The sequence below is a fragment of the Novosphingobium aquiterrae genome, assembly GCF_042434435.1.
GTDB lineage: Bacteria > Pseudomonadota > Alphaproteobacteria > Sphingomonadales > Sphingomonadaceae > Novosphingobium > Novosphingobium aquiterrae.
In genome coordinates this window covers 464831-481102 of the sequence record NZ_JBHLTL010000001.1, presented here as the reverse complement: position 1 = coordinate 481102, position 16272 = coordinate 464831, and the positions used below count along the sequence as shown (strand labels likewise).

Here is a 16272-nt window from a genome sequence, read left to right as displayed (position 1 = left end):
CCCTAAGGGTGTACTCCAATTCGGATGAAGATTGGCCACGCGATCGAACATGCGCGCGATGTAATACCTTCGGCGCATTGATCGGTTCTGCGTCGCGGTACAGATTATGTGCAGTCCTCTGACGTACGGTGATGCGCTTGAAATGGTACTTGATGGCAATGCTCACCTTGACGCTCGCTACAGCGACAAGCGGGCTGCCGACTCCGCGTACCAGTCCCAAGGTCAGACTGTGCGGGTATCAGCTGGCGTGGTCCGATGAGTTCAATGAGGCCAGCATCGGCAATTGGCGGCTCGACGGCAAACGATGGACCGCGCACACGCCGTGGGCGGGGGATTTCGGCGATGCACTGTTCACCGATCCGGGGCCGGAAAGCGCCTTCACGATCCGTGATGGTCATCTGCAAATCACCGCGCGGCGGCGACCGGATGGCAAATGGACATCCGGGCTGATCGCGGCGGCCGACGAAACCGGTGCAGGCACCGGCTTGACCGAAGGCTATTTCGAGACGCGCATCAGAATGAGCCCGGGTTCAGGTACCTGGCCCGCCTTCTGGCTGTTCAGTCTTACCCCGCGCAGCGATCCGCGGCCAAAAATCGAACTGGATGCGCTGGAATATTACGGGCATGATTCAAGCGGCTACTATGCCTCGTGGAAAGTCCACGTCCCCGGCAACAAGCAGCGTGAGCGAGGAGAGCTTCAGCGTATTCCGATTGTGCCGGGCTTGTTGAGTGCTCGATACAATACCGTCGGTATCCTGGTTACGCGAACCCGGATCACTTATCTGTTCAACAGGGCTGTGGTCTGGTCTGCTGCTCGCCCTGCTGAGCTGGATACACCCCTGTTTCCGCTGGTCAATCTGGCCTTGGGTTCGGGCTATTCAATCCGCAATACGCCTGACCCATCGGTCCTGTCGGTGGACTATGTGCGGCTCTATTCTCCTGTTCCCCGAGGCACGGCGGCTCCATGCGTTCCTGACGGTGACTAGGGCGACGAAATCGGCTCAGCCGCTGCGCGCAAACCTACGGTCAATCAGCACGCGTGCCAGTCGGCGCGGGGCGATCAGCGTTGCGACGGTCCAGCCCGCAATCAGCAGGCGCTTGACGACCGATTCGTTGCCATAAGGCAAAAGCGATCGCAGAGCATCGGCCAGGGTCCGCCACCGTCCGCCAGCGATCGCAGGATGCAACCGCGGCGCAAGCCGCAGCGATGCGGCCCGCAATTGCAGCAAATGGCGCCCGCGCCTTAGGCAGTTGGCGCGCGGCCCGGGCAGGCCCAGCTGATCGCAGGCTGCCGCGGCGTTACCATGACGCAAGTAGGCGCGGGCAACTTCGCGGCCAAAGCGGTCCGGCGAAGCCTTCAGGCTACTATCGTTGCTGCCGTGGATACGGTATTCGGCAAGCGGTTCGAGCACGGTAACGACATCACCGAGCAGCGGCGCCAGCGCCAAGCAGGTCGAATCGGTCGAGCTGTCGCAATCCTCTCCGATCGGAAAGAACTTACGCAGAAAATCCCGGGAATAGGCGTTGCCCGATCCGGGCGGGGTCGGATATTCGCCGGTCGAGGTCATCCAATCGCGCACCTGCTCCGGTGTTGGGGCCGAGGCGATCGCCGGAACCACAATGCCGATCGGCCGGCGGTCTGCGGTGACCCGCTTCATCTGGACCTGAATCTTGCTCAACCCTGGTCGCCACGCCCTGGCGACTGTTGGCGCGAAGGCCGGGTCGAGGATGTCGTCGGCGTCAAGGAACACAACGACGTCGCCGCTCGAAGCGGCGAATGCCGCATTGTTCGCGCTGCGTTGCCTGCCGTTCGATTGAAGGATTGTCCGGATCCGCGATCCGAAAGTGGCGATGATCTCGCGCGAATTGTCGGTTGAGCCATCATCCACCACGATAACTTCGACAAACGGCCACCGCTGGGCCAGCGCGCTATCGATCGCATCAGCGACGAATCGGCCATAGTTGTAGTTGGCGATCAGGATGCTGAAGCGCAGTGTCTGTTGCCGGAAACCGTCTGTGCCATCGGAAGTCAGGTCTTCCTCCGTCATCGGCGCCGACTCACAACTAGGCTGCATCAGCTTATCCAATGCGATGCTCTGGCATCCACACCGGATAGCCTTCTCCATTGCGGCGGCGTGCGATGACCCGCCTTGCTAGAGTCTTGGCATTGCGCGCAACAGTCCAGGCGGTTGCCTTGGCTTTGTCGGAAAGAAGGCTTGCGCCGGGCCTGCGCGGCCGCAGGCCCAGCTTCTCCAGCCGGTGATTCAAGGCCAGGATTGGGCGCAAACTGCCGTGAAGCGAACGCAGATCGTAGTTGACGTTGATCGAGATCGAAACCGTGTCGCCGTTCTGAACCCAATGCGGGCCAAGGCTGGGAAAATGAACGCCGTCGCCGGGCTCAAGAAGATAGGTCTGCGCCAGTTTTTGCAGGTCCGGCTTGTAAACTGCGGCACTCAGGTTACCGGCTCCGCAATAAGCCTCGACTTCGCTCTCGGCCACGACCTGTGGATCGCCGCAAGGCCATGCATGAACTGTCTTGGTCCCAGCAATCTGCAGCAGGAAGCTCGCCTCAAGGTCGAAATGATAGGCAGTCTTTCGGCCCGGCGAGTTGAGGAAGACCAGACATTCGCCCAGAACGACATCCTTGCGAAAACGGCTGGACGAGTAATCGAAGATCTCCTGCAACAGGTTGCGCAGGGCGGGGCCGACCACGCTGTCCTGCTCGATATGCTTGAGCACGACCAGGCTATGGTTGGTCTCGATGCCGGCGATCGTATCGGCCAAGGTCAGACGTTCGGAAGGGCGGGTCCGCCAGCCATCCTCGATTTGCGTCACCCCGTTCTGCCAGCCTTTGAACGCGTCGCCATCCGGCAGCCGATCATTGAGCGCGGCAATGTCGGGCAGGGTTAGCGGCAGTTCGAGCGCCAGACGATGACGATAGCAAAACGGACGCACGTTGACGTCTGAAAACAACGCCCGATCGGCCGGTTCGATCAACCCCGTCTGCGAGCTGGACAACGAAGAGAAGGTAGTGAGCGCGCTCATGTTCCAAATCCCAATTCGGTTTCTTTCTCGGCCAGGGCACGGCACACCACGTCGCCAATCACGGCTGCACCGGCGCTACGGAACATGGTGTCGTGGGTGCCGGGGCAGTCGACCACCAAGAATTTGTTCGACACAAATCCCTTCCACCCGAAGTCGCGGGGAAACAGCCGCCCTTCGCGCATTGCGGTGTTGCGAAACAGCACTACGCGTCCCGGATAGGGCTTCATCTCGAAATTCGCCTGGCTGGGCCGCAGAACCTCCTCGGGGAACCAGCGATTGTGATCCTGCAGGACGTCGCGAACCGCCGTGTCTGCAATCAGACCCAATCGGCGCAGCACACGCGATATCCTGAGTTTGCGGGTGATCCTGTAATTGTCGATCCATTCCGCGCCGGTGATTTCGCCGGCGTTGAAGCGTTGCCGCAAATCGCGAAACGTGCGCCAACTAACTTGCCAGCGACGGAGGGTGCGATCGAGTAAGCCTAGCCCTTCCCGGAAGCCGGGACGGTAGGTATCGTTGAGGATGACGAGCGGAACCTCCTCGCCTTCTTCCCGAAGGATCCGGGCGGCCTCCAGGGCAACTGCACCGAAGATGCAAAGCCCGAAGAGAGCATATGGCCCGTGTGGGCGGGCCAGACGGATCATCTCGACGGCATCGCGCGCATGGTCGGAAAAGTGCCGTTGGGGAAGGGTGGTACGGACTGAGGACGGGCAGAACTGGATGTCTATGAACGGATTGTTGGTGCCGATTGCCTGCGCCACGGGATAGAGCACCGAACTGCTGTTGAGTGCGATGACGGGAACTCCAGTGCCTCTGGCCTGGAGCATGGTGATGCGGCTCCGCAAGTCTTCAATGCGCTTGTTGCGGGGCTGCGGAGCGGGCGCAGTCGGCGGCGCATGCTGGGTTGCAACGGTCGGCTCTTCAGGCACCAATGGGTTTGCCACATCGCTCAGATTGACTTCCGGATCGGCAACGACTGCCTCTATCACACCGAGCCACGCGGCAAGCAGGCGGTCGATGGTTGCCGTGTCGTAGAGCGCACTCGCCGCTTCGCAGGAAATGCGCCAACCTTCTTCGCGCGAAACCATGAAAAGGCTGAGATCACGTTGGGCGCCGGTCGACTGACCTGGCCTTGAGTCGATCCGGAAGGCACCAAAGTCCTTGCGGCCGACCGATCCGCTTGAAATGTTGCAGCGCTGTACGACAAGATTGACGCAGTAATTGTCGATAGCATCGGCGTGGAGCTTCCCGCGCGCAGTCCGTACCACCTCGGAGAATGGCAGCAACCCATGTTGCATTGCTTCGAGCGAAGTCTCTCGCAAACGATCGGCAAAACCGAAGAAGGTTTCGTCGATTGCAACCGAGTGGCGAACAAGCACGGTGTTGAGAAGAGGCCCGACGATCGCTTCCGATCCCGAATCTTCACGACCGGCCAACTGGGTCCCAAAGACAACCTCTGGTCGCCCGGACAGGCGGTAGAGCGCCGCTGCAGCCGTCGCGGCAGAAAGACTGAATGGCGTGTGGCTGCGCAAGCGCGCCAGGGCTTCAAAGCCTTCGGAGATCTGCGATGGCAGCAAGATCGAGCGGATCTCTCCCTTGCCGTCGCGCACTGCATTGGGTCGGTCAGGCTTCACCGTAAAATATGGCAGATCGGCGAGCTTGCCGCGCCAATAGTCGCGTTCCGCTTCGATTGCTGCATCGGCCAAAAGGTCTTGCTGCCAATTCGCATAGTCACCGAAATGCAGTTCGGGGGGCTCAAGTCCGGCATTCTGGCCGGCGTCGTGAGCCTGTGCCAGCCGACCGAATTCGTCGATGAGCAGTTCGACCGACCAGCCATCGATGACAAGCTGGTGAAAGACGATGTGCATGAATGCCAGATCGTGGGCCATCCGCACCAGCAGCACGCGAACCAGCGGGACGGGCGATTCGCTGTCGGTGAACTGGAACGGTTCAGTGGCAACCGCCTTGCCCAAGCGATCAAGCTCGGCCGCACGCATGGCTTCGGGCAAGTGGCGAAGATCGACCTGGACCGGCTTGATCCGGACCCGGCGCAGCACTTCTTGGACGAGGCGACCCTCGTCCATCAAACGGAATCGCGTGCGCAAGATCTCGTGACGATCGACCAGACCTTGCAGCGCGGTTTCAGCGCCTGTGTCCGAAATGCGGCCTTCGATCCTGCGACAGAACGCGGCGTGCAATGCACTGCCAAGCGCGCGGCCGGTCGCCAGGTGCCAGCATGCATGCTGGTTTGCGGTGGCCGGAAAGCGGCCGACAACGTCATCGTTGGTCGCGGCAAGACGCTCGCCGGCGACCGATCGATCGCCCCAGGTCATTGCTGCATTCCCTCGCCAGCGACTCTGCGATATGCCGAAAGCGGGGCGGTCTTGACGTAGGTCGGGATTGCAGGGGATTGGTTGGCCGAAAGCATCGTGGCCACTTCGGCCAGCGTTGGATTGGCAAGCAGTCGGCGGTTTTCAAGGGCAAGGCCCTGTTCGTCCATTCGGGCAGCGATCCGGAAGATCTGCAGCGAATCGGCACCAAGATCGAAGATCGCGTCGTCGCGGGCAACCGATGCCACTCCAAGCACGTCGGCCCAAATAGCTGCAACCCTGCATTCGGTTTCGGTCAGAACCTCCGCGGCGGCGGGCGGAACTGCCGGTGCAATGGCAGGGCTTACTGCCGCGGTTTCGAACTGGGTAAGCAAAGCTTGTCGGTCAAGTTTGCCGTTGTCGTTCATGGGTAGGGCCGCAACGACTGCGTAAGTGCGCGGAAGCATGTGAAGCGGTAATTCGCGTGCAGCGATGTCACGCGCGGCAGCAACCAGCCGATCATTGTTCGCATCGGGCTCTCCAACAAGGAAGGCGTGCAATTGGCGGGCATCGGAAGTGCCTTGCACAGCAATGACCGCGGCATCTCTGACTTGCGGGGCAGTCCGCAGAACCGTCTCAATTTCACCCGGCTCGATTCTTTGCCCATTGATCTTGATCTGCCGGTCTATGCGACCGACAAATTCGAGCATGCCGTCCGCCCGCCAACGAGCCAAGTCACCCGTTCGATAGACTCGTTCGCCGTTTGTGAAGGGGCTGGCGACAAAGCGTCCGGCGCTCAGCTCCTCATCGCCGAGATAGCCCAGCGCGAGACCCTCGCCACCAACCAGCAGTTCTCCTGCCGCGCCGCGTGGGCACAATTGCAACTGCGAATTAGCAACAAAGGCGGTCGTCCGCCTCAACGGTCGCCCGATCGGTGCCGGACCGTCCCCCCATCCTTCGGTCGGGAAGGGGTAACAGGCCGAGAAAGTCGTGTTTTCCGTGGGCCCATAGCCGTTTACCAGACGAACATCGGGCAAGGCCTGCTGCAACTTGCGCACATGGTGCGGCGACAGCACGTCGCCGCCGGCCAGAATCTGACGCAAGGGGCGAAGTACCTCGATCCCCTCGTCTACCATGTTGTGAAACAAAGCGGCCGTGAACCAGGCCGTCGTTGCACCAAACTGCCGGATGGCAAAATCGATCTCGGCCAGCGACGGCTTGACCGCAGGGACCACGGCCAGTCTGCCGCCGTGCAGCAAGGAGCCCCATAATTCGAGAGTGCTGGCATCGAACGCCAGAGGAGACAGATGCAGGAACACTTCTTCAGGCCCAAACCGGATGAAATCCTGATCCGTAATCAGCCGCAGCACTGCACGGTGGGGTACGATCACCCCCTTGGGACGCCCGGTCGAACCCGACGTGTACATGACATAGGCCGGGTCGTCGGCCGTCAGTTCGAGGGCCGGTGGATCTGACGGGCAATTGGCTGCGGCCGCAAAAAAAGCATTGAAATCGGTTGTGCGATCGCCACTCAGCGCTTGCCCAGCATCGTCTCCGCCTGGCCCTATCAGGATGAGCGACGCGTTCACGTCGTCTATCATGTAGGCCAATCGTGCCGCCGGATAGGCCGGGTCGAGTGGAACATAAGCGGCGCCCGCCTTTAGAATGCCAATGATTGCCACAACGGTGCGGGCCGAACGGGAGGAAAGCAGGGCTACGCGGTCACCTTTGCCAATTCCGCGAGCCGCCAGGCAATGGGCGAAGCGGTTTGCCTGAATATCTAATTCGGCATAGGTCAAACATCCTTCCGCTGAAGCAATCGCGCCTTTGGTCCCGTACCGTTCGACAGTCTGCGCGAAGCGTGCAGGGATGCTCGCGTCATCCGGCAGGTGGGCAAATCGCGGATTGCGCGCATCGAGCCACGCACGCTCTGCGTCTTCGAGGATGTCGATGGATCCAATCGAGCTCTGCGGGGCCGCAGTCAAGGCGCGCAGGACCTGGCGCAGATTGCCGACCCAGCGGGCGATGGTTTCTTCATCGAACAGGTCGGTATTGTAGTCGACATCGATCTTGAGGCCGCTGCTCGCCTCCGTCACGTTGAAGAACAGGTCGAAGTTCACCGCACCCTTGGGATTGGAGCAGAGCGTGGCGGTTGCATTGCCGAAGTCGATCGCTTCACCCAGGCGCTCAAGATTGAACTGGACGTCAGTCAAGGGCGTGCGATTGGGATTGCGCGCAATCTTGAGGGCGCGGACCAGCGCACTATAGGTAACGTCCTGGTGCTCAAAGGCCTCCATCAGCATGGTCTTCACCGCGACGAGGTGGTCGCCCAGTGCGGTGTCCATGGTAAAGGGCGCGCGCAGCGGAAGGAAGTTGACGCAGTGCCCGGCCAGAACCTGGTCCTCGACCAAGGCCTGCCCGGCGGTGGGACAGCCGATGATGACATCGCCTTGCTCCGAAAGGCGGCCCAGGGTGGCCTGAAGCGCACCGAACAGCGTGACGAACAGTGTACAGCCCAGCTTCGTCCCGGCCTTGCGCACGGCCTGGGTGAATACCGCGTCATAGCTTGTTGAGTACGTCGTGCCCTTGAATGACTTCACGCTCTGGCGTGGCCGGTCGGTGGGCAGTGCAAGACGTTCGGGCGGCGCGGCGAGCAACGACTGCCAGTAGTCGAGTTCAACCGGTCCAATCCGCGCCTCTCCCGCGCGCTCAGCGGCATAAGCCGAAAACGGCAGCACCGGATCAAGCTTAGCCTCGCCTCCCGACTGCAGGGCACGGTATAGCGCAGCCACCTCATTGGCGAACAGGTTTGCGGTCCAGCCATCGAAGATGATGTGATGCGCGGTGATCACCAGGCTGGTGCGCTCTTCCCCTTGCTGGACAATGCAGCCACGGATCAGCGGGCCATCGTACAGGTCAAAGGGAGTCGTCGCGTCCTCTGCCAAGAGTTCGGCAAAGCCTTGCTCGTCGGTATCAACAGTGGGCAGATCAATGGTCAATGCGGGCGCGACGAGCAGTGCGCTTTCGCCGCGCGCCAGAACTGCGCGCATCGCATCGTGGCGCGCAATGAACCCGTTGACCGCCTGGTTCAACAACGCGGGGTCGACCGCTCCATCGAAGTGCAACGAAATCGATTCGTTGAAGGCGCATGAGGCCTCGTCGCTCATTTGGGCGGACAGCAGAATTTCCAGTTGCGGCTCGGTCAGTCCGACCTTTTGGGCCTCCGCCTGATTGGTCATCCTCGTTTGGCCTGCCGCAACAGGATCGCTGCCTGCGAGAACGCCCGCTGCCTGCAATTCGTCGAGCGAGGCGGCGGCGGCCGCTGTGATTGCTGCAATATCCGCCTGACTGTGCGCAGTCGTCAGAAAGCACGGATAGCCATCGAGAATGTGGATCCCGCGCAGCCGCATCGCGTGGCTGAACAAACCGCCAAGCCTGTCGGCGCCCGATGCATCGAGCATGAACCAGCTGGAGTAACCCTCGATCGGAGGGGCAATTCCGCGGTCCGCAAACACCTGGCGCAACTCACCGACCAGGCCCGCGCAGCGCGCGGCAAGCGCTTCCTGCATCTGCGGACCCTCGGCCTCGATATGATCGAGGACGGCCTTGCACGCCGCCATGACCAAGGGATGCCGCACAAAGGTTCCGGCAAAGAAGGTCGGCGCGACTTCGGGAAAGCTGTCGTCGCCAAACTGCCACGAGCCGCCATCGAGCGCATCGAGGAACCGCCGGGACCCGGCCAGGATGCCCACCGGCAAGCCGCCGCCGATCACCTTGCCGTAGGTCGCCATGTCGGCCTTGATCCCGAGCACTGCCTGCATCCCACCGGGATGCGTGCGGAATCCGGTCACGACCTCGTCGAAGACCAGGGCAAAGTCCTTGTTCGTCGCAAGTTCGCGCAGTGCATGAAGGAAATCGAATGGACGCAGTTCGGGGTGGCGACTTTGCACCGGCTCGACAATCACCGCCGCAATATCTTCGGCGTTCGCGCTGATCCACTCGAGTGCTTCGGGCGCGCCGTAAGGAAGCACGACCATGTGCGCGACCGCGTCTGGCGGAATGCCGGGGGCAATCGGGACAGCACGGGCGAAGGCCGCCTTTCCGCCCGCCTTGACCAGCACTTCGTCGAACTGGCCGTGATAATCGTTGTTGAAGACCACGATCTTGTCGCGTCCGGTTACGCAACGCGCAACGCGCATGGCCGCCATGACCGCTTCCGACCCAGTGTTGCAGAAGGTTACCCGGTCAAGCCCGACGATACGCGAGAACTGCGCGGCCACTTCGCCGGCCAGTGGGGATTGCGGTCCGATGGCGAAGCCGCGTTCGAGTTGTGCGGCCACTGCTTCGGTGACGAAGTCGGGGGCGTGTCCGAAGGCAGTCTGACCGTATCCGTTGACCAGGTCGATATATTTGTTCCCGTCGACGTCCCATATCTTCGACCCCTTGGATCGCGCCGCGACGACCGGGAAGACCATCTCTTTCCATTCGGCCCGAAAGCCCGAGGCCGAGCGCGGATCGGCGAAATAGGCGCGATGTTGCTGGGCCTGGGCCTTGGACTGCGGCATGCGCGCGGCGGTGCGTGCGGTCATGTCGGCGATCAGGGCTCGCTGTGCCGGCGTGAGTGCGTCAGCTTCTCTGGCGGCAGGTTTGTAGGGCCGGAATCGAGAAGGCGCTTCGGCAGACTCGGTTGTCGCCGCGGTTTCCCGCACCTCTTGCTGCAGCAGTGTCGATGGCAGTTGGGGCGAAGCGACAAGCGGAGTGGCAATGACGGTTGTCGTTGCCGCGGGCAGGCCGTTCAGCAATTCAAGCTGTCGACCGATCACTGCCTGCATGGCATCGAGCTGTGCCTTGAATGTTGCGGCCAGATCTCCGGCTGGTGCTGTGGGCGTTGCGGCATCTGCAACAGGAACCGCCGCCTCGACGACGGCGGCGACCATTTGCGAAACGGCAGCGACGGGCGCAGGATCGGCCGGCACCGTACGATCCAGATGATCTGCCAGCGCAGCCATCGTCGGCAGGTCGCCCATCAATTGGCGGAAAGCAATCTTGACACCAAAATCACGCTGGACCTTGGTTGCGACCCGGCCGAGCAGAAGTGAGTCAAAGCCCAGATCGAGGAATGGCACATCGCTGTCGGTTTCGGTCACGGCTTCGCCGGAGAGGTCCTCGAGGATTGCGGCCAGCCGCGTGACGTATGCGCTGCGGCGGCTGGCGATGCCGTCGGCACCGGTCGGTTGTTCGGTCATGGGGGTCACTTCTTCTGTGTCCGGAGAGGACGCTGGAACAGCGTCTGCAACCGCGGATTTCGCGGGGCGCGGGGGATAGTCGATCCAGTAGGTCTTGCGCTGAAATTGGTAAGCCGGCAGAGTCATCATGCGGGCGTCTTCTCCGATCAGATCGGACCAATCCGGATCGGCGCCGCAAGCCCACAGCCGCGCTGCAGCGCTGTAAAATGTTTCACGGTCAAGCGCGGCGTTGTCACTGTCGGGCATTGACTGGATAACCGCGGAATAGGATCCGCGCTCGAGGCCCTGAGTGGCGAAGGTCGACAAGGCCCGGCCCGGCCCGACTTCCAGCAGGATCGGCTTGGTATCGCCCACGACAGTCTCAAGCGCTGCAGCAAAGCGCACCGGGGCCCGGCAATGATGCGCCCAATAGACGCCGCTTGCTGTATCGTCGATACCGGCCCAATCCCCGGTGACCCCGGAAACATAAGGTGTCGTCGGTCGCGAATATGCGACGCTCGAAGCCAGTTCCTCCAGCGCAGCGACGACTGGATCCATCATCGCGGAATGAAAGGCGTGCGAGGTATGCAGTTGCCGGCACTCGATGCCCTGCTGCTCCAGTCTTGCCTTAAGCTCCGCGACCGCAGCGGTCGGTCCCGCGGCCACGCATAATGCGGGCGCATTGATAGCAGCGATGTCGAGCCTGGGCCCCAGCAAGGGCGTGAGGACCTGCTCCGCAGCGCGCACAGCCAGCATCCCACCGGCGGGCACGCCCTGCATCAGCTCACCTCGCCGGATGACCAGCGCCAGCGCGTCTTCAAACTGCATCACGCCGGACAGGGTTGCGGCAACGAACTCGCCCACGCTGTGTCCGATCATCGCGCTGGGGCGGATACCGCGCGCCAGCCACAACTGCGCCAGGGCATGCTGGGTAATGAACAGCGCGGGCTGTGCGTTGGCCGTCTGGCGCAGACGGATGGCATCTGTCTCGGTTGCGGCGGTGCTCAGGAGCAACTCCCGCAGATCAAACCCGGTCCGTGCTGCATGGAAGTCGCACCCAGCGTCGACCCATTGCCGGTATACCGGCTCGTCGCGATACAGCGTTGCGCCCATGCCAGGATACTGCGAGCCCTGTCCCGGGAACATGAACACGACCGGAGGTGCCTCCGCCGCTTGCCTGATGGTCGTACGGCGTAGTGGGCTGCGCAGCAGCTTGACTGCCTCGGCGCACGAAGCGGCAACGATGAAGGCGCGCTCTTGCCGTGCGCTTCGCCCATGGCGCAGCGTGTAGGCGACGTCAGCCAAGGCCGTGTCGGGATGGGTCTCCAGGTGGTCGGCCAGGGCCGCAGCCACCGCATCGAGCGCGGCCGGCGTCTTCGCCGACAAGGGCAGAATCTGCAGGCTGTCTACCGGTTCGGACCGGGCGACAGGTGGCGCTTGTTCCAGAACGAGGTGAACGTTCGTCCCGCCGACGCCGAACGAGCTGACGCCGGCGCGCCGCGGGAACGCGCCATGCGGCCAGGGAACAAGGGAGGTTTCGACCCTGAATGGACTTTGATCAAGGGCGATGTGCGGGTTGGCGCTTTCGAATCCGGCGAGTGGCGGAATGACACTATCTTCTAGGCAGAGCGCAGCCTTGATCACGCCGGTCACGCCGGCTGCGACATCGAGATGGCCGATGTTGGCCTTGGCCGAGCCCAATGCGCAAGACGCAGACGGACAACCGTCGCCGAATGCCTCGACCAGTCCGGAGAACTCGATCGGATCGCCCAGGGGAGTTGCCGTGCCGTGCAGTTCGACATATCCGATCGATGCCGGATCGACCCCGGCCGCGATGTGCGCCGCGCGGATGGTCCGTGCCTGCCCGCTCGCACTGGGGGCGGTGAAGCTGCCTTTGCCGCCGCCGTCATTGCCAATCCCGCTGCCGCGGATCACGGCATGAATGTGATCGCCCTCGGCAATTGCGTCAGCGAGCCGTTTTAGCAGGACAACCCCGGCGCCCGAACCGAACACCGTACCCGAAGCCGCGGCATCGAGCGGTCGGCAGCGACCGTCCTGTGATCCCATCCCGCCATCCTGCGACAGATAGCCGCGCTCCTGCGGGAAAGTGATCGATACGCCGCCGGCCAGCGCGGCATCGCATTGCCGCAGGATCAGACTTTGGCACGCCTGGACGATGGCGACGGCCGAAGTTGAACAGGCGCTCAGGACGGTCATGGCGGGGCCGTGAAGGCCCAGCTTGTAGGATACCCGGGTCGCCAGGGCATCGGGCAGAGAGCCGACCAGCGTATCCATGTCGTTGAGCTGATAGGTGCTGGCGAATTGCATTGCGCGGGCACTGTCGGCCAGCACATTGCCGATCAGATAGGTCGGCATGCTGGCCCCTGCGAAGACGCCGACGGCGCCCGCGAAACGCTGCGGATCAAGGCCGCCGCGTTCCAGCGCTTCCAATGCGATTTCAAGGAAAATGCGGTGCTGAGGGTCGGTCAGCCGCGCTTCGTGCGGGGTCATCGCAAACAGATCGGCGTCAAAATCCGCTGGGTCTTCCAGTACGCCGCGTGCCCTCACGAAGGCAGGGTCGCCGCGGGTGGCCGGATCGAACCAGTCCTTCAAATCGACATCGGCGAACTGCGAGATGCTGATCCTGCCCGCTTTCTGGTTGGCCCAGAACTCTTCGATCGATCGGGCCCCTGGAAAGCGTCCGCTCATCCCGACGATGGCAATGTCGGGTGCGAGTGTGCTTGCTGGTGGGCTCGACCGGACGCGGGGCTCTGGAGAAGCCGTATCGAGATTGCGGATGTGTTGCGCCAGGCCGCGTGCCGTCGGATGGGCGAACAGATCGGTAATCGGAACATCCTGCCCGGTCGTCCGGCGCAGCGCGGCATGGACGCGCATCACTTGCAGCGAACGGCCGCCCAGTTCGAAGAAATTGTCGTCGGACGCGATGCTTTCGAGCCCCAGCACATCGCACCACAGCCGAGCGATTTCGGCCTCGACGTCGCTCGATGCCGTGACCGAAGCGACGGTTCGATCTTGATCAAGCAGCTTCGTCCGATCGAGCTTGCCATTTGCGGTCAAGGGAAAGGCGGCAACGGGCCGGATGCGCGATGGCCACTGGTAGTCGGGCAACACATTACGCACTGTGCGCGTTGCAGAATCGACAAGTGCGCTGCCGATCGCAGCGCCCTGCTGAGGCGTGATGAAAGCGACCAATCGCCTGATCCCGCTTGCGGTCGTCTCGACGACGACAGCGGCATCTCCCACACCAGGGCACGTACGCAAGGCCTGCTCGATCGCGACCGGCTCAACCCTTTTTCCGTCGATCTTGACCTGGCGGTCAGCGCGCCCGTGAAACGCAAACTGGCCGTCTGGCAATTCGCTGGCAAGATCGCCGGTCAGATAGACACGTTCGCCGATCGGCTCGGGCGCCATGACGAACTTTTCCCGCGTCAGCTGCTGATCGCCCAGATAGCCGATTGCCAACCCGTCACCGCCGGTGACCAGCTGGCCGATCTCGCCCCGCGGGACCGGACGCATCGCGGGATCGACAACCCAGGCCCGTGTTCCGCTTATCGCCCGGCCGATCGGTGCGGATTCGTCCGGCCAAGGCTCAGCTGACAGCTTGGCACAACAGGTAAACGTGGTGTTCTCGGTCGGGCCGTAGCCATTGATGATCGCGCACTGCGGGGCTGCAGCCTGAAGCCGGCGGACATGACTGGGCGACAGCACGTCTCCGCCGGCAAGAACCTGACGAAGTGTTGCCAGGGCATCAATCCGTTCGTCGATCAGCAGGTGGAACAGTCCGGCGGTCAGCCACGCGGTCGTAACGCCGCATTCGGCAATGACCCCGGCAATCTGGTCGAGCGAAGGCTGGTCTTCCGGGACAATGGCCAGCGTGCCGCCATTGAGCAAGGCGCCCCAGATTTCGAATGTGCTGGCATCGAATGCCAACGGGGCCGCATGCAGAATTGTCTCGTCTGCGGCCAGTCGGCAATAATTCTGATCGATGACAAGACGGCAGACCGCACGGTGGGGAACCAGTACGCCCTTTGACTCACCGGTCGAACCCGATGTGAACATCACGTAGATCGGGTCGTCGGGGCTGGGGCAGGGCAGGTCAAGGAGCACCGACGCCTGGCCTGCTTCGAATTTCTCCGCGATCAGCCAGACGTCCGGACCGAATGCCGCCGGCTGGGACATAGCGGCGCTCGTTGCCAGGACAAGAGCGGGTCTGGCCTGAGCCATAGCCTTTTCGAGCAAGGCTTGCGGCATCTGCGAATCGAGCGGCATGTATGCCGCACCGGCCAGCGTTACCGCGACCATTGCAATCAGCGCGTCAAGCGATCTTGGCGATGCGATTGAGACAATATCGCCCTTGCCAACCCCCGCGTCATGCAGGCGGTTGGCCAGTCCGATGGCCCTCGCGGCAAGCTCGCGGTAAGACAGGGGAGGGCAGCCCGGTTGGATTGCCGCTATGGCGTCCGAAAAGGACTGTGCCGTTGAAATGAAGGCACTTGCGACATTGCTACGCGAAGAATCGCGCGGGCTAGCCGCTTTCGCGTGCTTCATTCGCATTGGGTCCCAGGAGTGGAAGCCTTCTTCGCGCAACGTTCAAAATCCCCCGCCGATAGTGGCGAAGTCTATTCAACGCCGAACCCGCGGCAAACTACCATTCCGGAGCATTTGCGTGGATCTGCAGCCGCTTGGACTGCCTAAAGGGGGTAGGCTGGCCTAGACCGATGCGCGATTGTCCGAAGCATCGAAAGCGCGGAAAAGACAGGCAAATGAGCAAGGTTCGAGATCGCAAGCCGCTTCGCCCCCTTCGGGTCGCGGAAGTGCCACGAAATGCGGCCGACGCAGCTCTGTTCGATCGAGCTGTAACCACGCTCTCTGGCGAGGAGGGACTTGCCGGTTTCGCCGTGGCCTGGGCGGCTGACATTCCCCGCACATCGTCTGCATCGATTCGGACAGTCGACCAGACCATTGGCGCGGGTCCCGCTGCGCTTGCTGCGGGTGAGGTCTGGACATGGTGCGGCCACCCGCCGCATTGCGCCGGAGATTCCGACTTCACCTGCCTGCTGCCGTGGCTTTCGCGAGATGAACGCGACAAACTGCTGCGCTTCCGATTTGCCGAGGATCGCTGGAGCTTTGGTGCGGCGCACGCGGGACTGCGTCTGCTGCTTGCACCGCTGCTGGGCTGTACGGCAAAAGAGGTCCGCTTTGTGACCGGCGACAAAGGCAAGCCGCTGATTGATCCTGTGCATCACGGCAGCGTTGCAGCGCAACAGTTCTGCTTCAACCTGGCGCATACCCGCGGCATGGTGGCGGTGATCCTGTCGTCTGCAGCGGTGGGGATTGACGTGGAGCCAGTCCGGGCATTGCCTGACATGCGGCAGCTGATCGCCGATTTGATGGCGCCCGAAGCGCTTGGCGCATTCGACGCCGCGTCGGGTCCCGACACCCAGACTGCGCTGTTCTTCCGCAACTGGACTCTGAGCGAAGCCTACATAAAGGCAACGGGCGAAGGCATTGACCAGGGCCTGTCGTCATTTGCATTCTCGCAGCACGGATCCGCGCGCCTGATTAGATCCACTCCGGGGTGGGGGCCCGAAGAGCGTTGGACGTTTGGAATGCTGACCGATCCCGGCCGTAGCGCTTGCGCAGCCGTCCGCGCGGCGGCGTGACCGGTTAAG

At 62.4% G+C, this 16272-nt stretch carries 6 protein-coding genes; 2 read left to right on the top strand and 4 right to left on the bottom strand.

The window, feature by feature from the left end; genetic code table 11:
* The first annotated feature begins 152 nt into the window (after window positions 1-152).
* Window positions 153-986: a glycoside hydrolase family 16 protein gene (locus tag ACFFF7_RS02270; RefSeq protein WP_379479739.1), complete on the top strand. Its 834-nt coding sequence runs from the start codon at window positions 153-155 to the stop codon at window positions 984-986.
* Between the two features lie 15 nt (window positions 987-1001).
* Here ACFFF7_RS02270 and ACFFF7_RS02265 read toward each other — a convergent pair whose 3' ends face one another.
* The 4 genes from ACFFF7_RS02265 to ACFFF7_RS02250 are packed head-to-tail and all read right to left on the bottom strand — an operon-like array spanning window position 1002 to window position 15148.
* Window positions 1002-2048, bottom strand: coding sequence for a glycosyltransferase (locus tag ACFFF7_RS02265; RefSeq protein ID WP_379479738.1), 1047 nt, complete (start codon window positions 2046-2048; stop codon window positions 1002-1004).
* Window positions 2049-2079: 31 nt separating this feature from the next.
* Window positions 2080-3045: a hypothetical protein gene (locus tag ACFFF7_RS02260; protein ID WP_379479737.1), complete on the bottom strand. Its 966-nt coding sequence runs from the start codon at window positions 3043-3045 to the stop codon at window positions 2080-2082.
* Window positions 3042-5378: a condensation domain-containing protein gene (locus ACFFF7_RS02255; RefSeq protein ID WP_379479736.1), complete on the bottom strand. Its 2337-nt coding sequence runs from the start codon at window positions 5376-5378 to the stop codon at window positions 3042-3044. Before ACFFF7_RS02255 ends, ACFFF7_RS02260 begins: the two co-directional genes overlap by 4 nt.
* Window positions 5375-15148 (bottom strand): non-ribosomal peptide synthetase, encoded by a 9774-nt coding sequence (locus tag ACFFF7_RS02250; RefSeq protein ID WP_379479735.1) that lies wholly within the window; start codon window positions 15146-15148, stop codon window positions 5375-5377. Before ACFFF7_RS02250 ends, ACFFF7_RS02255 begins: the two co-directional genes overlap by 4 nt.
* 170 nt (window positions 15149-15318) lie before the next feature.
* On the opposite strand from ACFFF7_RS02250, the gene ACFFF7_RS02245 reads away from it, so the two are divergent.
* Window positions 15319-16263 carry a 4'-phosphopantetheinyl transferase family protein gene (locus tag ACFFF7_RS02245; RefSeq protein ID WP_379479734.1) on the top strand — a complete coding sequence of 315 codons (945 nt, stop codon included), beginning with the start codon at window positions 15319-15321 and terminating at the stop codon, window positions 16261-16263.
* The last annotated feature ends 9 nt before the right edge of the window (window positions 16264-16272 follow it).

Coding starts and splice junctions, on each gene's coding strand:
- ACFFF7_RS02270 (WP_379479739.1), top strand. CDS start 153: ATGGCAATGCTCACCTTGACGCTCGCTACAGCGACAAGCGGGCTGCCG.
- ACFFF7_RS02265 (WP_379479738.1), bottom strand. CDS start 2,048: ATGACGGAGGAAGACCTGACTTCCGATGGCACAGACGGTTTCCGGCAA.
- ACFFF7_RS02260 (WP_379479737.1), bottom strand. CDS start 3,045: ATGAGCGCGCTCACTACCTTCTCTTCGTTGTCCAGCTCGCAGACGGGG.
- ACFFF7_RS02255 (WP_379479736.1), bottom strand. CDS start 5,378: ATGACCTGGGGCGATCGATCGGTCGCCGGCGAGCGTCTTGCCGCGACC.
- ACFFF7_RS02250 (WP_379479735.1), bottom strand. CDS start 15,148: ATGAAGCACGCGAAAGCGGCTAGCCCGCGCGATTCTTCGCGTAGCAAT.
- ACFFF7_RS02245 (WP_379479734.1), top strand. CDS start 15,319: ATGCGCGATTGTCCGAAGCATCGAAAGCGCGGAAAAGACAGGCAAATG.